General features: G+C 61.0%; 16 protein-coding genes. 6 read left to right on the top strand and 10 right to left on the bottom strand.

Annotated features, from left to right (window positions below):
• Positions 1-9 precede the first annotated feature (9 nt).
• The 7 genes from JTJ32_RS04425 to JTJ32_RS04455 form a co-directional block, all read right to left on the bottom strand.
• Positions 10-390 carry a Na+/H+ antiporter subunit G gene (locus JTJ32_RS04425; RefSeq protein WP_210041052.1) on the bottom strand — a complete coding sequence of 127 codons (381 nt, stop codon included), beginning with the start codon at positions 388-390 and terminating at the stop codon, positions 10-12.
• Positions 387-665 carry a K+/H+ antiporter subunit F gene (locus JTJ32_RS04430; protein WP_099228472.1) on the bottom strand — a complete coding sequence of 93 codons (279 nt, stop codon included), beginning with the start codon at positions 663-665 and terminating at the stop codon, positions 387-389. Before JTJ32_RS04430 ends, JTJ32_RS04425 begins: the two co-directional genes overlap by 4 nt.
• Positions 662-1150, bottom strand: coding sequence for a Na+/H+ antiporter subunit E (locus JTJ32_RS04435; RefSeq protein ID WP_184320003.1), 489 nt, complete (start codon positions 1148-1150; stop codon positions 662-664). Before JTJ32_RS04435 ends, JTJ32_RS04430 begins: the two co-directional genes overlap by 4 nt.
• Positions 1147-2832: a monovalent cation/H+ antiporter subunit D gene (locus JTJ32_RS04440; RefSeq protein ID WP_184320006.1), complete on the bottom strand. Its 1686-nt coding sequence runs from the start codon at positions 2830-2832 to the stop codon at positions 1147-1149. The genes JTJ32_RS04435 and JTJ32_RS04440 overlap by 4 nt, the downstream gene beginning before the upstream one ends.
• Complete coding sequence (locus JTJ32_RS04445; protein ID WP_004883771.1) at positions 2829-3173, bottom strand: Na+/H+ antiporter subunit C; 345 nt, start codon at positions 3171-3173, stop codon at positions 2829-2831. Before JTJ32_RS04445 ends, JTJ32_RS04440 begins: the two co-directional genes overlap by 4 nt.
• A complete protein-coding gene (locus tag JTJ32_RS04450) occupies positions 3173-6091 on the bottom strand; it encodes a monovalent cation/H+ antiporter subunit A (protein ID WP_184320009.1) in 2919 nt (972 codons plus the stop codon). The genes JTJ32_RS04445 and JTJ32_RS04450 overlap by 1 nt, the downstream gene beginning before the upstream one ends.
• A 157-nt stretch (positions 6092-6248) precedes the next feature.
• Positions 6249-7172 (bottom strand): DMT family transporter, encoded by a 924-nt coding sequence (locus JTJ32_RS04455; protein WP_099228476.1) that lies wholly within the window; start codon positions 7170-7172, stop codon positions 6249-6251.
• 105 nt (positions 7173-7277) lie between these two features.
• On the opposite strand from JTJ32_RS04455, the gene JTJ32_RS04460 reads away from it, so the two are divergent.
• Positions 7278-7847 carry a helix-turn-helix domain-containing protein gene (locus tag JTJ32_RS04460; RefSeq protein ID WP_210041054.1) on the top strand — a complete coding sequence of 190 codons (570 nt, stop codon included), beginning with the start codon at positions 7278-7280 and terminating at the stop codon, positions 7845-7847.
• 45 nt (positions 7848-7892) lie between these two features.
• A complete protein-coding gene (locus JTJ32_RS04465) occupies positions 7893-9299 on the top strand; it encodes an FAD/NAD(P)-binding protein (protein WP_210041056.1) in 1407 nt (468 codons plus the stop codon).
• 12 nt (positions 9300-9311) lie between these two features.
• On the opposite strand, the gene soxR is transcribed toward JTJ32_RS04465, so the two are convergent.
• The gene (soxR, locus tag JTJ32_RS04470; RefSeq protein ID WP_236059157.1) at positions 9312-9773 is read right to left on the bottom strand and encodes a redox-sensitive transcriptional activator SoxR; all 462 of its coding nucleotides are present in this window, start codon (positions 9771-9773) and stop codon (positions 9312-9314) included.
• 86 nt (positions 9774-9859) lie between these two features.
• On the opposite strand from soxR, the gene JTJ32_RS04475 reads away from it, so the two are divergent.
• Positions 9860-10195: an antibiotic biosynthesis monooxygenase gene (locus tag JTJ32_RS04475; RefSeq protein ID WP_210041058.1), complete on the top strand. Its 336-nt coding sequence runs from the start codon at positions 9860-9862 to the stop codon at positions 10193-10195.
• Positions 10196-10207: 12 nt separating this feature from the next.
• On the opposite strand, the gene JTJ32_RS04480 is transcribed toward JTJ32_RS04475, so the two are convergent.
• Together JTJ32_RS04480 and ssuD are read right to left on the bottom strand one after the other, a co-directional pair.
• A complete protein-coding gene (locus JTJ32_RS04480; protein WP_099228480.1) occupies positions 10208-11314 on the bottom strand; it encodes a sigma-54 interaction domain-containing protein in 1107 nt (368 codons plus the stop codon).
• Positions 11314-12453, bottom strand: a complete 1140-nt coding sequence (gene ssuD, locus JTJ32_RS04485; protein WP_025995890.1) for an FMNH2-dependent alkanesulfonate monooxygenase — start codon at positions 12451-12453, stop codon at positions 11314-11316. The genes JTJ32_RS04480 and ssuD overlap by 1 nt, the downstream gene beginning before the upstream one ends.
• A 273-nt stretch (positions 12454-12726) precedes the next feature.
• Here ssuD and ku point away from each other — a divergent pair, with 273 nt between their 5' ends.
• From ku to JTJ32_RS04500, 3 genes are all read left to right on the top strand, one after another.
• Positions 12727-13635 carry a non-homologous end joining protein Ku gene (ku, locus tag JTJ32_RS04490; RefSeq protein ID WP_210041060.1) on the top strand — a complete coding sequence of 303 codons (909 nt, stop codon included), beginning with the start codon at positions 12727-12729 and terminating at the stop codon, positions 13633-13635.
• 20 nt (positions 13636-13655) lie between these two features.
• On the top strand, positions 13656-16256 hold the full coding sequence (ligD, locus tag JTJ32_RS04495; protein WP_210041062.1) for a DNA ligase D: 2601 nt from the start codon (positions 13656-13658) through the stop codon (positions 16254-16256).
• Positions 16257-16354: 98 nt separating this feature from the next.
• Positions 16355-17341, top strand: coding sequence for an aldo/keto reductase (locus JTJ32_RS04500; protein WP_210041064.1), 987 nt, complete (start codon positions 16355-16357; stop codon positions 17339-17341).
• Positions 17342-17396 lie beyond the last annotated feature (55 nt).

The following is a 17396-nucleotide window of genomic DNA, read 5'->3' on the forward strand; positions in this document are numbered from 1 at the left end:
ATTGCAGGGTCATCCGCCAGCGGATTCGCCTTCATTGCGCCCGCCGCTGACTTCTGCCGGTACGTCATCGCCGGCCATGCGTTTGCGGAACAGTGCGGTCCGCGCCAGCAGCAGTGTGGTCACAGGGACTGTGATCGCCAGCAGCACAGGAATCAGCCAGGCGTGAATCACCGGCTCTGACTTGAGTGCGGAGAAATAGATGATCGAGGCCAGTGCGACGCACCAGGCACCCATTGTCGAGGCGAGCGCAGGCGGGTGCATTCGCTCGAAAAAGTCCCTCAGGCGCAGCAGACCCAGTGCGCCGGTCAGCGTGAACAGGCTGCTGGCAATCAACAGCACGGCAGTCAGTACCTCGGCCCAGAAAGGGACGTTCATCGGTAGTGAAGTCATTCGATTACTTCTCCGCGCAGCAGAAACTTGGCCAGGGCGAATGAGCCGACGAAGCCGAACAGTGCAATCAGCATGGCGGCTTCGAAATACGTGTCGCTGGCATAACGGATACCCAGTACCAGCATCATCAGCATCGCGGTGATGTACAGGTAATCCAGCGCCAGGACGCGGTCCTGGGCAGAGGGTCCTCTGATCAGCCGGATCAGCGTAATGACCATGGACAGGGCGAAGATCAGCAGGCTGACCAGAATGGCATTGTCGAGCAGGGCACTCATTGGAAAATCTCCATCAAGGGGCGCTCATAGACGGTCTTGAAGTGCTCGATGAATTGCGCCTCGTCCTCCAGATCGAAGACATGCATCAGCAGCACGCTGCGATCCAGCGCCAGTTCCGACCAGACGGTCCCCGGCACGACGGTAGTCACCATCGCCAGGGCCGCAAGGCCGTTGGCATCGTGCAGGTCCAGCGGTATCCGTACGAAGGCCGAGCGCGGTGGACGACGCTTGAGTCGCCAGACACTCACCCCGACCTGAATGTTGGAGACAACCACATCCCGTCCAACCATCAGCAGGAATTTGAGAAGGGTGCCCGGCTTGCGAATGCGCACCGGCATCGGTCGCAGCGGTGCCATGAGCAGTGGGGCCAGAAAGCCCAGCACGGCACCGAGCAACAGATGTCCCGGACTGATCGACAGGTTCAGTACCAGCCACAACATCCACAGAGCCAGCGAAAAGACAGGCGCAGGAAACAGGCGTTTCATGGCTGTACCTCCGGCGCGCCAGCGTTGCTGTTGGGGCCGGGCACCGGACGCGTCGCCAGAACCGACTGCACGTACTGCTTGGGTTCATGCAGGGCGGCTGCCGTGTCCTGGGTGTAACGCAGCAATGGTTCGGCCTTGAACGTCAGGGCAACACACAGGCCCAGCAGAATGATAATCGGCAGGCATTCGTTGCGACGCAGAATTGGCGAAGGGCGCTCGTATGGCGTCCAGAATCGTTGGGTGCCGAGTCTGGAGAAAGCGATCAGCGACGCAAGGCCGGAGAAGATCAGCAGACCGATCAGCATCCAGGCAGGGGTCGACAGGGCTTCGTCCTGCGCCACGTCCAGACCGAGCGGGTTCATGAGCGCGCTGAGCAGCGTCAGTTTGCCGATGAAGCCCGACAGCGGTGGCATGCCGATGATCAGCAGCGCGCAAATCACGAAGCTCAGGCCCAGAAACGCCATGGTGACCGGGATGACTTGCCCGACCACGACTTTCTGCTCTTCGTCCAGGTTGGTCCCGGGCGGCGGATGCAGCGACTCCAGGGTACGCGGCAACTGGTCGGCGTCTTCTTCCAGAGGAATCTCGTTGGCCGACCGCGAGCGCTCGACCAGTTCGGCCAGCAGGAACATTGCGCTCATGGCCAGCGTGGAACTGACCAGATAAAACAGTGCGCCGGACGTCAGGCTCGGCTGAGCGAATCCGATGGCCGACAACAGAATGCCTGCCGACACCAGAATGCTCAGGCTGGCCATACGTTCGAGTCGCTGGGCCGCGATGATTGCGATGGCCGCCGTGACGATGGTCGCCATGCCGCCGTAAATCAGCCAGTCGCCGCCAAAAAAGGCCGACGCACCGGCCTGGCCGGAAAACAGCAGCGTCCACAGCCGCAGCAGCGTGTAAATGCCAACCTTGGTCATGATCGCGAACATCGCCGCGACCGGGGCGCTGGCTGCAGAGTAAGCAGGCACCAGCCAGAAGTTCAGCGGCCACATGCCAGCCTTGGCCAGAAACGCGGTGGCCAGAATCGCCGCACCTGCGTGAAGCAGGCCCTGATCGGCTTCGGACACTTGCGGGATCTTTATCGCGAGGTCTGCAAAGTTCAGGGTGCCAGTGACCCCGTAGATCAGGGCTGCGCCAATCAGAAACAGTGACGACGCCAGCAAATTGATCGAGATGTAATGCAGGCCCGAGGTGACCCTGGCGCGCCCGGAGCCATGCAGCATCAGACCGTAGGAGGCTGCGAGCAGGACTTCGAAAAACACGAACAGGTTGAACAGATCGGCGGTCAGGAACGCGCCGTACAGGCCCATCAACTGAATCTGGAACAGCGCGTGGAAACTGGCTCCGGCCCGGTCCCAGCGGGCCAGGGCGAACAGCAGCGCGCAGACGCCGACAATGCCGGTCAACACCATCATCATGGCCGACAGATGATCCACCACCAGCACGATGCCGAACGGCACGCCCCAGTTGCCCGGCAGGTACACACCTATCGAGCCGGTGCTGCCGGTGTCCTGAACCCAGAACAGCAGCACGACGGAGATACCCAGCCCGATCATGCTGGAAAACAGATTGATACGGCCCTTGAGCGGACGACGTTTCTCGCCCAGCCACAGCATCAGCCCGGCAGTCGCCAGTGGCAGAAGTATCGGGGCGATGATCAGTTGATTCAGCCAACTCATGCCTTGGGCTCCCGGCCATCAACGTGGTCGGTGCCGGTCAGGCCTCGGGAAGCCAGGAGCACCACCAGAAACAGCGCGGTCATGGCAAAACTGATCACAATGGCCGTGAGCACCAGTGCCTGTGGCAGGGGATCGGTGTAGTTGAGCAGGTCCTGTGGAACGCCGTCCTTGATGATCGGCTCTCTGCCGATGAACAGGCTGCCCATGCTGAAGATGAACAGGTTCACGCCATAGGACAGCAGGCAGAGCCCCATTACCACCTGGAACGTTCGTGGTCGCAGCATCAACCACACACCCGATGCGGCCAGAACGCCGATGGCAATTGCGATGACTTCTTCCATCAGAGGGCTCCTTGCGGGTTGGCGACGGGCTTGGGCAACGGGGTCGGGCGATGGCTGCGTACCGACTGGTGAGCCAGTGCGGTGAGGATCAGCAGGGTGGCACCCACGACCACGGCGTAAACGCCGACGTCGAAGAACAGTGCGCTGGCAAAGTGAATATCACCCAGGATCGGCAGATGCAGATGCGCGGTGTGGGTGGTCATGAAGGGATAACCCAGCGCCATCGAGCCTGCCCCGGTGAGCACGGCGCACAGCAGGCCGGTGCCCATCCAGCGCAAGGGCCTCAGGCTCATCTGCGCTTCGACCCACTGCGTGCCGGCGACCATGTATTGCAGAATGAACGCCACCGACATGACCAGCCCGGCAACGAAACCACCGCCTGGCTCGTTATGGCCGCGCATGAACAGGTACATCGACACGATGAAGGCGATCGGCAGCAGCAGGCGTACCAGTGCGGCCGGGACCATCATGAAGCCCAGTGCGGTGTCGCTGGCGCCGCGCGGGTTGATCAGGTCGGTGACGACGTCGCGCGCCAGCAGACGCTGCTGGGCAGGCAATGGAATACTCTCCTTGGGCGGGCGGAAACGGCGCAGCAGGGCGAAGACCGTCAGGGCGACAGCGGCCAGCACGGTGATCTCGCCGAAGGTATCGAAGCCGCGGAAATCCACCAGCATCACATTGACCACGTTGGTGCCGCCGCCTTCCGGGAGGGCGCGGCTCAGGTAGAACGAGGAAATGGCGTTTGGTGTCTGGCGGGTCAGCATGGCGTAGGACAGGATCGCCATGCCGAGACCGACCATGACCGCCAGCACGAAGTCGCGGATCCGGCGGGTGCGGGCTCTGAGGCGCGTACTGGTGGCCGCGACATCTTCGTTACGGCGCGGCAGCCAGCGCAGCCCGAGCAGAATCAGTACGGTCGTCACGACTTCCACGACCAGTTGGGTCAGGGCCAGATCAGGCGCCGAGAACCAGACGAAGGTGATGCAGGTCATCAGGCCGCAGACGCTGACCATGACCAGTGCCGCGAGGCGGTGATATTTGCCCTGCCATGCTGCGCCGAGTGCGCAGACAATCGCGATCAGCCACAGTGTCACGAACACGCCGGAGCCCGGAATCTTCGGACGGTCTCCCCAGGTCAGGCCGCTGAAGTACATCGGAATGAAACCGCCCATGACGGCCGCCAGTACCAGCAGGAACAACTGCGGCTGCAGCCGGCGCGTGCTGACCTTGCGCTCGAAGCGCCGCGCCCAGTGCATCACGACCACCAGACTGCGTTCGAAAAAGCGCTTGCCGTTGAGGCGGCCTATCAGTGGCGGAACGGGGAACCGGTCGGTCTTGAGGGAGTTGCGCAGCAGCAGGTACAGAATGATGCCTCCCGCCATTGCCACCAGACTCATGATCATCGGCGCGTTCCAGCCGTGCCAGATCGCCAGGCTGTACTCGGGCAAGGTTCCTCCCACCACCGGTTGAGCCGCTGCAGCCAGCAAGGGCGCGACCGACTGGGACGGAAAGATGCCGACGATCAGGCAGGCCAGTACCAGAAACTCGACCGGCGCACGCATCCAGCGCGGCGGTTCATGGGGCATGTGCGGCAGGTCCTTGGCGGCCGGGCCGAAGAAGACATCGACGGTGAAGCGTAACGAATAGGCCACGCTGAACACACCGGCAATGGTCGCTACCACGGGCAGCGCGATTTCGACCCAGGTCGTGGCAGAAATGAATACGGTTTCGGCGAAGAACATCTCTTTGGACAGAAAACCATTGAGCAGCGGTACGCCCGCCATTGAAGCACTGGCGACCATGGCCAGCGTCGCGGTGTAGGGCAACAGCTTTATAAGCCCGCTGAGTCGCTGGATATCCCGGGTTCCACTTTCGTGGTCGATGATGCCCGCCGCCATGAACAGCGAGGCCTTGAAGGTGGCGTGGTTAAGGATGTGGAACACCGCAGCGACGGCAGCCAGCGGGCTGTTGAGGCCCAGCAGAAGCGTGATCAGGCCAAGGTGGCTGATGGTCGAGTAGGCCAGCAGGCCTTTCAGGTCATTCTGGAAGATCGCGGCGTAGGCGCCGAGAATCAGGGTGCAGGCTCCGGCACCGCTGACGATCCAGAACCACTGCTCGGTGCCTGAAAGGGCAGGCCACAGGCGCGCCATGAGAAAGACGCCTGCCTTGACCATGGTTGCCGAGTGCAGATAGGCCGAGACCGGCGTGGGGGCGGCCATGGCGTGGGGCAGCCAGAAGTGGAACGGAAACTGTGCACTTTTGCTCAGTGCGCCGATCAGCACCAGGGTCAGCATGACCGGGTACAACGCGTGGGCACGGATGGCGTCGCCGGCAGCCAGAACGCGGTCCAGATCATAGCTGCCAACGATATGGCCGAGGATCATCATCCCCGCCAGCAAGGCCAGACCGCCTGCGCCGGTGACCATCAGCGCCATGTAGGCGCCGCGCCTGGCATCGGCGCGGTGGTGCCAGTAGCCGATCAGCAGGAACGAGAACACGCTGGTCAGTTCCCAGAAAAACACGATCTGAATCAGGTTGCCGGACATCACCAGTCCGAGCATGGCGCCCATGAAAGCCAGAAAGAATGCGAAGAAGCGGGGTACAGGGTCGTCCGGCGACATGTAATAACGGGCATACAGCGATACCAGTGCGCCGATCCCCAGCACCAGCATTGAAAACAGCCAGGCGAAGCCGTCAATGCGCAGGACGAAATTCAGCCCTAGGCTCGGCAGCCAGAAATATTCTTCGCGGATGACGCCGCCGTCTGCGATCTGCGGAAACCAGAAGGCCATCTGAACCGCGCCGATCAAGGCGACGAGACCTGCAAGAAGGGATTCTGCGTTACGCGCATTGTGCGGCAAAAACGCCGCCAGACAGCTGCCGATGAAAGGCAGAAGCAGTAGAACTATCAGGGACATAGGCTTCTAATCTGCAGGGAAATATCAAGCATCATACGTGCCAGACACTTCGATACCAAAGGGACAGTTTTCCGAATTTCCTACAAAAAGTGTCTGATGGCGTTTTGTACGCCAGCTTCACCGGGGCGGATGTCGATTACAGCATCGGACTGTTGCGTCAATCCGGTTTTTTAAAGCCGTCTTCGTCAGTGCATGTCTGCTCTACAGTCACTGAACGGCGTTTCATTTCACTGACAATGACGCCGACCACAATAAGCGCTGCGCCCACCAATGCGATACCGGGCAAGCGCTCACCCGCCAGTCGTCCGACAATGCCGGCCCATACGGGTTCACCGGCATAAATCACCGTTGCCCGTGTCGGCGAGACGCTTTTCTGGGCCCAGTTCATGGCCACTTGAATCACCGCGCTCATGGCGCCGAGGCCCACGGCGATGAGCACCAGCAGCCAGGAGAAGTCCGGCAGGTGCTCCTGGGTCGGGACGATCATCAGGAAGGCCAGAACCGAGGCGGTCGCCAGCTGCACCACGGTCACCCGTCGCACATCCACCTTGCCCGCGTAGGCGCTGATCAGAATGATCTCGGCAGAGATGGCCACGGCGCTGATCAACGTGGCGATTTCACCGGGGCTCATCTGTAGCGAAGTGCCCTGCGGACCCGAGAGCAATACCAGTCCGGTGAAGGCCAGTACGATACCCAGGCTGGGCATCAGGCCAGGGCGCCGTCCCAGCACCAACCATTGCAGCAACGGCACGAAGGGTACGTAGAGCGCAGTGATGAACGCCGACTGGCTGCTGGGAATGGTCTGCAGACCGATGGTCTGCAAGCCGTAGCCCAGCATGATTGCCGCACCGATCAGGACGCCGGCCTTGAGCTCCAGCAGCGTCAGGCCGCGCATGACGTTCATCGAGCACAGCGCGACGATCACGGCGGCAGCAGCGAAGCGCAGGCCGACAAAGAACATCGGACCACTGACGGTCATGGCGTGCTGCACGAGAAGGAACGTACCGCCCCACAGCATGGTAATGAAGATCAGTACGGCTTCCGCCTTGCTGATACGGGGTGTACGGCTGATAGACTTCATGTCGGCTCCAGATCCCACGGCCTTGCTTGTGACAAGAGGGTCGACACACAATGGTGCCGCGAAAGTGTGCAGTATAATGCGCAACGGATTCGGATGAGCACTCCCATGGACAAAGAAAATTCCCTGCGCGCGCCGGTACTGCAGCACGTCAGTCAAAACGTGCGACGCCTGCGCAACGCTGCCGACCTCAGCCAGACTGCGCTGGCAGAACGGTCCGGGGTCAGTCGGCGCATGCTGGTGGCCATCGAGGCCGGTGAAAAGAATGTCAGCCTGGCGACCCTGGACCGTGTTGCCGAAGCATTGGACGTCGCATTCAGCGACTTGATCCAGGCCCCGGACATTCGCGATCATAGTCGTATCAACGAACTGGCCTGGGCTGGCACAATTAATGGCAGCAAGGCCGTTCTGCTGGCCAAGGCCAATGCGCGGCGCGAAGTCGAGTTGTGGGAGTTCTGTCTGGCGCCCGGCGACCTGTACTCAGCCGATGCAGATCCGGAAGGCTGGAGCGAGCAGGTCTATGTCGTTGAAGGGCATCTGACCATTCGGTTTTCCGATGGAATCGAACCTCGCAACGTCGGCCCCGGCGAGTTCTATATGTTCCCCAGCAGCCAGCCGCATCGCTATTGCAATGAAGATAACGTTACGCTGAGGTTTGTACGCAACGTAGTGCTGTAATGCTATTAACCCGTTCATTCAGGCGCCTGCGCGAGGCCACGTTCGATGACCGATGACAAGAACATGACCGCCGACTTCCTGATTATCGGCGGTGGCCTGAGCGGCACCCTGTTGGCCGTGCAATTGTTGCGCAGACCGGGAAAGCGTCGAATCCTGATTGTCGAAACCCGTGAAGAACTGGGCTGCGGTGAGGCTTACAGTGCGACGGAAACAGGTCACACCCTTAACGGCAATGCGGCTCGCATGAGTGCCGACGCGGATGACGCTGACGATCTGACACGCTGGCTTACCGAATACCTGGCCAAAGGCGGCTGGCCCGAGGCAGCCACACAACGGGTGCCCGTCGCCAAGCTGTTTCCACCACGCGGGGTGTTCGGACTCTACGTTCAGCAGCGATTGAGGGAAGCCCAGGCACTGGGTGCGACTCATGGATCGACCGTGGAGCACGTGCGCGGTGAAGTCGTGGATCTTCAGGAACAGGCCGCCGGAGTGTCTGCCACGCTTGCCGATGGCCGCGTACTGCAAGGTCACTTCGCGGTACTGGCGACCGGTATGTACGCGGCGTCGCGTACCCCGCAGCGCGAGTCGAGCGGGCTCAATGCAATGGCCCTCGATCCATGGAACGTCAAGGTCATGCGCGAGCTCGACCCGCAGGCACGGGTGTTGATCATTGGCTCCGGGTTGACGATGGTGGACGCCGTGGTATCGCTCGAACAGGCCGGACACCGGGGGCCGATTCAGGTCTATTCCCGTCACGGACTGTTGCCCCATGTTCGACGACAGCCGCCTGAATGGCCGGATTTTCTCGGCCAGGATCACAGCATTCGCAGCACCCGACAGTTGCTTCGCAAGGTCCGCGAACAATGTGAGCTGGCCATCGAGAGCGGGATCGACTGGCAGGCACCGCTCGACACGGTGCGCGCCAACATTGGTCGACTGTGGAGTCAGGCCACTGACACGCAGCGTCGGCAATTTGTCCGTCATGTGCGGCCCTGGTGGGAAAGTCATCATCATCGTTCGCCGCCGCTGGGTGCAGCCTTGCTGGACCGGCTGGTGAAAGCGGGGCGATTGACCGTCGATGCAGCGTCGTTGCAGGGCGTTGGGAGACTGGCGTCCGGACAGGTGCAGATCACGCTGCGCTATCGGGGGCAGGATCAGCCGTCATTGGTCACCGGCGACGCGCTGGTCAATTCCACCGGCATCGAATACGACTGGCGCAGGGTCAACCGTCCGCTGCCGCGCCAATTGCTGGCCAGAGGTTTGGTCCAGCCAGGTCCACTGGCGTTGGGCATCGCAGCCGATCCCCACGGTGCCGTGCTCGATGCACAGGGTCGTCATTCATCGCGCCTGTTCGCAATGGGGCCGCCGTTGCGAGGGGTGTGGTGGGAAAGCACTGCCATCATGGATATAAGCACTCAGGCCAAGGCGCTGGCGATTCATCTGGCAGACTGAGTCCACTCCGTTTCAGGCCTGATCCAGCAGATAAGGTCCTGCCCCGCGTTTACCCAGCTCATCCCCCTTGTTGCGAAGGGGGCAGGCTTCCATCGACAGACACCCGCAACCGATGCAACCGGTCAGTTGGTCGCGCAACGCGATCAGGCTGCGGATTCGCTCATCCAGTTCGGTTTTCCATTGCTCGGACAGCCGCTGCCAGTCAGCCGCGCTCGGTGCACGGTCCTCGGGGAGGTTCTGAAAGGCGGTGTGAACGCTGGCCAGCGGAATGCCCAGGCGTTGAGCGACCTTGATCAACGATACGCGACGCAGTGTTTCTCTCGGGTAACGCCGCTGATTGCCCGCATTACGCTGGCTGCTGATCAGCCCTTTGGTTTCGTAAAAATGCAGCGCGGTCACTGCCACACCGCTGCGGGCCGCCAACTGGCCTACGGTGAGCATCGGCGCAGGCTTCTTTTCCGGGTGGTTAATCATGTTCGCGCAATCCGCTTGACCTCTAGTTAGGTAGAGGTTTTACCCTGCCTGCACTTAAGTCGCAATAGCACCAGCGGGGAACTGTCATGGGATTATCAGCTGCTCAACATCCGTTCAGTCAGGTCGTGGAGTTCGTCGTCGAGGCACAGCATCAGCACGATCTGATCAATGCGCTGGTCGTGCGAGACGAACGCTTCATCTCGACCTGCCCAGGCTTCATCAGCTCAAGTGTGCAGGCCAGTGAAGACGGGGTGCGTGTCTTGCATCATGTGCTCTGGCACTCCAGGCCGCACTGTGAAGACATCGGGCTCAATGTGGAAAACCCTGAGCTGGATCTGCACACGCTGATGCGCCGCTACCGGGCCACGAGCGCCACATTTGGCAGCTTTCGGATCATGGGGCAGGTGATGGCTCGTCCTTGAGCGACGGTCCGGTTACACGGACAGGTGCAGCATACGGTCGCCCTGCAGGGCCTCGCCCGGTCTGCGTTTGTTGACGGCCAGCTCGCCGATCCTGATCAGCCGGGTGCGAGTGACATTGCGCGTCAGGCCCAGCAGGCTGGCGGTGTGTACCTGATTGTGATGGCAGAACCGATACGCGGCTCTGAGCAGCGCGTCCTCGACCTTCTCATGCAGGGCACCGGCCTGTTCCTCGAACAGTGTCTGGAACGCGCGGTTCAGCAACTGTTCCGGGGACTCTTCCTGCTGCGCAGACTCATCCTGACGCTCGATACGCAGGTTGGACATGCGCAAGTCGTCGCGCTGAATCACGCCGTCACGGCATACCAGCAGCGTGTGGTGAATCACGTTTTCCAGCTCGCGGATGTTGCCGGGCCAGCTGTAGGTTTTCAGCTTGTGCTCGGCCTCGGGACTGATCCTGACAGGGCCATGTCTGAGACGCTGGCTATAGACCTGAATGAAATGCAGCGCCAGCGGCAGGATATCACCGGGCCGCTCCCGTAGCGGGCTCAGCTCCAGATTGACCACGTCCAGCCGGTAGTAAAGGTCCTCACGGAAATGCCCGGCGTTGATGGCTTTTTCCAGTTGTACGTTCGTGGCCGCCAGCACCCGGACATCGATCGGAATGCTCTTGCGCGAACCCAGGCGTACCACTTCGCGCTCCTGAAGTACGCGCAATAGCTTGACCTGCAGGCTCATGGGCAGATCGCCGATCTCGTCGAGAAACAGCGTGCCGCCATTGGCTTCCTCGAACCAGCCTGCCTTGGTGCCAACCGCGCCGGTAAAGGCACCTTTTTCGTGACCGAACAGCTCGGCCTCGATCAGGTTTTCGGAAAAGGCTCCACAGTTGACCGCCACGAAGGGTTTGTCGCGGCGGGCGCTGAGTGCGTGAACATGACGGGCAACCAGTTCCTTGCCGGTGCCGGTCTCGCCAATGATCAACACGCTGGCATCACTGGGTGCGACCTGCCTGACGTGCTCCAGCAGAGCCTTGGATTTAGGGTCTTCGAACACCTGCGCAGTGGCCCTGATCGAGGTGGCCAGCGCAGGCGAGTGAGGTAGGGTCAGCAGTTGCACCGACATTACTTGGCCTGCGGCGGCAGATCGTTGGCGATCATCTCGCCGAACGGGCCGGTCAGGTTGGTGATGCCGCGTCCCGCCAGGCTGGCGTACGGCTCAGGCAGCAGCGGGAACACCAACTCCGCGAAACGGTAGGCCTCTTCCAGATGGGGGTAACCGGAGAAGATGAAGCTTTCGATGCCCAGGTCTGCGTACTCCTTGATGCGTGCCGCCACTTCTTCGGGATTGCCCACCAACGCGGTGCCAGCACCGCCACGTACCAGGCCGACGCCAGCCCACAGGTTCGGGGCGATTTCCAGATTGTCACGACGCCCGTCGTGCAGGGCAGCCATGCGGCGTTGCCCTTCGGAGTCAAAGCGCGAGAAGGATTTCTGCGCTGCGGCAATGGTTTCGTCACTGATGTGCTCGATCAGCGTGCTTGCTGCTTTCCAGGCTTCTTCGCTGGTTTCGCGAACGATGACGTGCAGACGGATACCGAATTTCACGGTCCGGCCTTTGCGGGCGGCGCGCTCACGTACATCGGCCAGTTTCTGGGCGACGGCGGCCGGAGGCTCGCCCCAGGTCAGGTAGACATCCACCTGATCGGCGGCCAGATCGTGGGCTGCGTCGGAGGAACCGCCGAAATACAACGGCGGGTAGGGTTTCTGGATCGGCGGGTAGAGGGCCTTGGCGTTCTGCACGCGCAGGTGCTTGCCCTCGAAGTCCACAGCTTCGCCTTGCAAGACCCGACGCCAGATCTTCAGGAACTCATCGGTGACCTCGTAGCGTTCGCTGTGATCGAGGAAGCTGCCGTCGCCCCGGTTCTCGTCGGGGTCACCGCCAGTGACGACATTGATCAGCAGACGCCCGCCGGACAACCGATCCAGCGTTGCCGCCATGCGCGCCGACACGGTAGGAGAAATAATGCCCGGACGAATCGCCACCAGATACTTGAGCTTTTCAGTAAGCGGCACCAGCGCCGAGGCGATCACCCAGGAGTCTTCGCATGAGCGCCCGGTGGGGATCAGCACGCCGTAGTAACCCAGATCATCAGCCGCCTGCGCCACCTGCTTGAGGTAATTGAGCGTGACCGGGCGCGCGCCCTTGGTCGTGCCCAGGTAGTGGCCATCGCCGTGAGTCGGAAGAAACCAGAAAACGTTCATGAAAAATCCTTGAGTGGTCGGCCGGGTCAGAGTCGGTGAAGGCAGCTGTTGGATCACATACAGCAGGTCAACAGAGCCTCGAAGTGACGCCATTTATAGACACTCAGATTTATTCCGTAAAAGAACGTTAATCCATATTTTTAGACGCTTGAGTTATATATCAAAAAGCTATTGCTCAAGATGCCTGACCCGCATCCCTCTGGCGCTCGTCCGCCAGCCGAAACTTTGCCCACTCCGACCTGTCACCTTTCTAAGTTCAGAGGGAGTCAGGCAATGGCAAGGGCAATCTGGAAGGGCGCGATCAGTTTCGGGCTGGTGCATATACCGGTGGCACTGATTTCGGCGACATCATCGAAAGGCGTCGATTTTGACTGGCTCGACAAACGCAGCATGGACCCGGTGGGTTACAAGCGCATCAACAAGGTGACCGGCAAGGAAGTGTCCAGCGAGAACATCGTCAAGGGCGTCGAGTACGAAAAAGACCGATATGTGGTGCTCAGCGAGCAGGAGATTCGCGCTGCGCATCCCAAGTCCACGCAAACCATCGATATCTTCGGCTTTGTCGATAGCCAGCAGATCCCTTTGCAAAACATCGACACACCTTACTTTCTGACTCCCGACAAGCGTGGCGAAAAAGTCTACGCTCTGCTGCGCGAGACCCTGCACGACACCAAAAAAGTGGCGCTGGCCAATGTGGTACTGCACACCAAGGAACATCTGGCTGCCGTCATGCCGCTGGCTTCGGCACTGGTGATGGTGATCCTGCGCTGGCCCGCCGATGTGCGTGAACTCGATGATCTGGACCTGAGCGATGCGGTCACCGACGTGCAATTGAACAAGAGCGAGCGCGACATGGCCAAACGCCTGGTCAAGGACATGAGCGCTGAATGGACGCCGGAAGACTACCGCGACACCTTTCAGGACAAGATCATGCAGTTGGTCGAAACCAAGGCAAAAGAGGGCAAGATCCAGGACCTTGAAACCGATTCGGGTGAGGAAGAACGCAAGAGCGCCGATGTCATTGATCTGACCGACCTGTTGCGTCGAAGCCTGGCGGGCAAGGGCACCCCGGGCAAGAGCAAGGCGAGCAAACCTGCCAGCGGCAAGTCCAAAGCGCCCGCCACCAAAGAACCCGCCAAGCGCCGTGCGCCGGCTCGCAAGAAAACCAGCAAGGCCTCCTGAGCCGTTCGGAGACATTGACCATGCCCAAGCCTGTCAGCGAATACACGCGCAAACGCAACTTCGACATCACCTCGGAGCCTGCCGAGGCTGGCAGTGAAAAGCGCACAACCAAGGCTCATGCGTTGAGCTTCGTCATCCAGAAACACGACGCGAGTCACCTGCATTATGACTTTCGTCTCGAACTGGATGGCACGCTGAAAAGCTGGGCGGTGCCCAAGGGGCCGAGCCTCGATCCGACGCAGAAGCGTCTGGCGGTGCATGTCGAGGATCACCCGTTGGGTTACGCCAGTTTCGAAGGCAGTATTCCCAAAGGGCAGTACGGTGGTGGCGACGTTATCGTCTGGGACCGTGGTGTCTGGGAACCGCATGGCGACCCGCGCAAGACCTACGCCGAGGGAAAGCTCAAGTTCACGCTGGTCGGCGAAAAGCTCACCGGTGACTGGGCACTGGTGCGTACCCGGCTCAAGGGCAGCGGCAGCAAGGAGCAGTGGCTGCTGATCAAGGAAAAGGATTCGGTCGCCCGGTCTGCCGATGAATACGACATCACCGAGCAACAGCCGCAGAGCGTGATCAGCGGTGCCCACGTCGGTGTCGGGCGGGTTCCTGCGTCGAAGGCCAAGTCTCGCTCGGCGAAGACCAGAAGCGTTACCGCGCCTGCAAAACCTTCTCGCGCCTCTTCCCGCACCAAAGCCAAGAGCGCGCTCCCGGAATTGCTCACCCCGCAACTCGCCACACTGGTGGACGCGCCGCCTGCAGGCGAGTGGCTGTATGAGATCAAGTTCGACGGCTATCGCATCATGACGCGTATTCAGGGCGACGACGTGCGGCTGTTCACGCGCAATGGCCACGATTGGACCGAACGGCTGCCTGAACTGGTCAAGGCGATCAAGGCGCTGAAACTGCAGGACACCTGGTTCGATGGCGAAGTCGTGGTGCTTGACGAACAGGGACTTCCGGATTTTCAGGCGTTGCAGAATGCGTTCGAGATCGGTCGCAGCAAGGACATCCTCTATTACCTGTTCGACATGCCATACCTGACTGGCGAGGACTTGCGCGAGGTGCCCATCGAGCAGCGCCGCGATGCGCTCAAACAGGTGCTCGGCAAACAGCGCAGCCGTCTGCTGCGTTTCTCCGATGCGTTTCGTTCGGGGCACAAGGACATCGTCGAAAGCGCCAGCGCGATGGGGCTGGAGGGCGTGATCGGTAAACGGGCCGGCAGCCCATATGTCAGCAAACGCAACGCCGACTGGATCAAGCTCAAATGCCGGCTGCGTCAGGAATTCGTGATCGTCGGCTATACCGCGCCGCAGGGCAGTCGCTCGGCATTCGGTGCCTTGCTGCTGGCGGTCAATGACGACGACGGCCTAGTCTATGCCGGGCGGGTCGGCACCGGTTTCACCAGCCAGACCCTCAAGCAACTGCACGAGCAGTTAAAGCCGCTGGAGCGTGACACCTCGCCACTGGACAAGAAACTCACCACGATGCAAGGACGCGGTGTGCAGTGGGTCGAGCCCACATTGATCTGCGAGGTGGAATTCGCGGAGTGGACGCGCGAAGGCATTCTGCGTCAGGCGGCTTTTGTAGGGTTGCGTAGCGACAAACTCGCCAGCGAGGTGGCGCGCGAATACCCTCAGTCGGCAGACGTCGCCAGCCGTCCAAAAGTGGCCAAGGGCTCGAAAACCAAACCTGCGCAGGCACCCGTGGCGCGCAAGCCTGCACGAGGCAAGGCCAATGTAGCCGGGGTCGGTATCAGCCATTCGGACCGGGTGATTGACAGCAAGAGCGGCACGCAGAAGATCGAGCTGGCCCAGTTTTACGAGTCGATCGCCGGCTGGATCCTGCCATATTTGAACAATCGCCCCGTCGCGCTGCTGCGTTGCCCCGAGGGCGTCGATGGCGAGCAGTTCTTTCAGAAGCACTCCGAGCGCCTGGCGATTCCCCACATCCGGCAACTTGACCGCAAGCTCGATCCGGGCCACGCCGCGCTGATGGAAATCGACACCGTGCAGGCCCTGGTCGGTGCTGCGCAGATGGGGGCTATCGAGTTTCACACCTGGGGTGCGACCAGTAACGGCATCGAAACGCCTGACCATTTGGTGCTCGACCTTGACCCCGATCCGGCCTTGCCCTGGCGGAGCATGATCGAAGCCACGCAAATGGTGTTGGCGGTACTTGAAGAACTGGGACTCGAGGCCTTTCTGAAAACCAGCGGCGGCAAAGGCATGCACATCATCGTGCCGCTCGCCCGACATGCCGACTGGGAGACGGTCAAAGGCTTCGCCAAAGCCATTGCCGAGTTTGTGACCCAGCAGTTGCCCGAGCGTTTTACGGCCACCATGGGCCCGAAAAACCGCGTCGGCCGCATCTTCGTCGATTATTTGCGCAATAGCCGAGGTGGCAGCACGGTCACCGCATATTCGGTTCGTGCCCGGCCCGGGCTGCCCGTCTCGGTGCCGATAGCGCTCGATGAACTGGCGGGCCTCACGTCATCGGCCCAGTGGGACATCACCAATCTGGAGCAACGTCTGCGTGAATTGAAAGGCGATCCGTGGGAGGGTTACCGTAACCGGCAGAGAATCACGCAAAAGATGTGGAAGCAGTTGGGGGCCAAACGGCCTTGAACGGGCGGTTTCACGCAGTGATCGGTCGCCCGGGGTGTGCCCGCGCAGTGCAGGCCTGAAGAATCATAAGCACATGCAGGACAGATAAGGAGAACGTCATGACGCCACCCCAGCACCTGACCCGCAGAAGACTGCTGACTCTTGCGGCAGGTGTAAGCGCCGCACTGCTGTTCGACACAGCCGCCAGCGACGATAAGCCGCCGACGCTGCCATCGCCGTCTGACCCTTCCTCACTTCCCACAAAGCTGAAACCCGGAGGCAAGACCATGCAGACTCGAGCGATTCCCTCCAGCAACGAACCGCTGCCTGTCGTTGGCCTGGGCACTTATCGCGGCTTTGATGTGGCCACTTCCAGCCCGGCCTACAAGCAATTGCGCCCTGTTCTCGACGCGCTGTTCGCGGCAGGCGGCAGTGTGGTCGACAGCTCGCCCATGTACGGACGCGCTGAGCAAACCACCGGAGAATTGCTGTCGATCCATGAACCGCGGTCACCGGCGTTTCTGGCGACCAAGGTCTGGACCCGCGGGCGCAACGAAGGCATCGCGCAGATGGAAGAGTCGTTCAAACTGCTGCAGACCGACCGGATCGACCTGATGCAGATTCACAATCTGCTGGACTGGAAGACCCATCTGCCAACGTTGCGCGAGTGGAAGGAGCAAGGCCGCATTCGCTACATCGGCATCAGCCACTACACCTCGGCGGCTTACGCGGACGTTGAAGCAGTGCTCAAGAGCGAGCAACTGGATTTTCTGCAGATCAATTACGCGCTTGACGACCGTGACGTCGAGAAACGGATCCTGCCGCTGTGCAAGGAGCGCGGTGTTGCCGTGATCTGCAACCGGCCGTTTGGCGGCGGCGGACTGTTGTCGCGCCTCAAGGACAAGCCTTTGCCGGGCTGGGCTGCCCAGGTCGAAGTGAACAGCTGGCCGCAACTGGCGCTTAAGTTTTTGCTGGCCAATCCCGCTGTCACCTGTGTGATTCCCGGAACCGGGAACCCGCGCTACATGGCCGAAAACGTCGGCGCCGGGTTCGGTCCGACTTTGACCGATGCGCAGCGGCAGCAGTTGATTGCGCTTGTTGAATGATCGCAACAGTGTTCGCGAACCCTATCGCGAACACTGTTCTCGACCGTCAGCGTCT

The organism is Pseudomonas alliivorans (assembly GCF_017826695.1).
GTDB classification, from domain to species: Bacteria; Pseudomonadota; Gammaproteobacteria; order Pseudomonadales; family Pseudomonadaceae; genus Aquipseudomonas; species Aquipseudomonas alliivorans.

Coding starts and splice junctions, on each gene's coding strand:
- JTJ32_RS04425 (WP_210041052.1), bottom strand. CDS start 390: ATGACTTCACTACCGATGAACGTCCCTTTCTGGGCCGAGGTACTGACT.
- JTJ32_RS04430 (WP_099228472.1), bottom strand. CDS start 665: ATGAGTGCCCTGCTCGACAATGCCATTCTGGTCAGCCTGCTGATCTTC.
- JTJ32_RS04435 (WP_184320003.1), bottom strand. CDS start 1,150: ATGAAACGCCTGTTTCCTGCGCCTGTCTTTTCGCTGGCTCTGTGGATG.
- JTJ32_RS04440 (WP_184320006.1), bottom strand. CDS start 2,832: ATGAGTTGGCTGAATCAACTGATCATCGCCCCGATACTTCTGCCACTG.
- JTJ32_RS04445 (WP_004883771.1), bottom strand. CDS start 3,173: ATGGAAGAAGTCATCGCAATTGCCATCGGCGTTCTGGCCGCATCGGGT.
- JTJ32_RS04450 (WP_184320009.1), bottom strand. CDS start 6,091: ATGTCCCTGATAGTTCTACTGCTTCTGCCTTTCATCGGCAGCTGTCTG.
- JTJ32_RS04455 (WP_099228476.1), bottom strand. CDS start 7,172: ATGAAGTCTATCAGCCGTACACCCCGTATCAGCAAGGCGGAAGCCGTA.
- JTJ32_RS04460 (WP_210041054.1), top strand. CDS start 7,278: ATGGACAAAGAAAATTCCCTGCGCGCGCCGGTACTGCAGCACGTCAGT.
- JTJ32_RS04465 (WP_210041056.1), top strand. CDS start 7,893: ATGACCGATGACAAGAACATGACCGCCGACTTCCTGATTATCGGCGGT.
- soxR (WP_236059157.1), bottom strand. CDS start 9,773: ATGATTAACCACCCGGAAAAGAAGCCTGCGCCGATGCTCACCGTAGGC.
- JTJ32_RS04475 (WP_210041058.1), top strand. CDS start 9,860: ATGGGATTATCAGCTGCTCAACATCCGTTCAGTCAGGTCGTGGAGTTC.
- JTJ32_RS04480 (WP_099228480.1), bottom strand. CDS start 11,314: ATGTCGGTGCAACTGCTGACCCTACCTCACTCGCCTGCGCTGGCCACC.
- ssuD (WP_025995890.1), bottom strand. CDS start 12,453: ATGAACGTTTTCTGGTTTCTTCCGACTCACGGCGATGGCCACTACCTG.
- ku (WP_210041060.1), top strand. CDS start 12,727: ATGGCAAGGGCAATCTGGAAGGGCGCGATCAGTTTCGGGCTGGTGCAT.
- ligD (WP_210041062.1), top strand. CDS start 13,656: ATGCCCAAGCCTGTCAGCGAATACACGCGCAAACGCAACTTCGACATC.
- JTJ32_RS04500 (WP_210041064.1), top strand. CDS start 16,355: ATGACGCCACCCCAGCACCTGACCCGCAGAAGACTGCTGACTCTTGCG.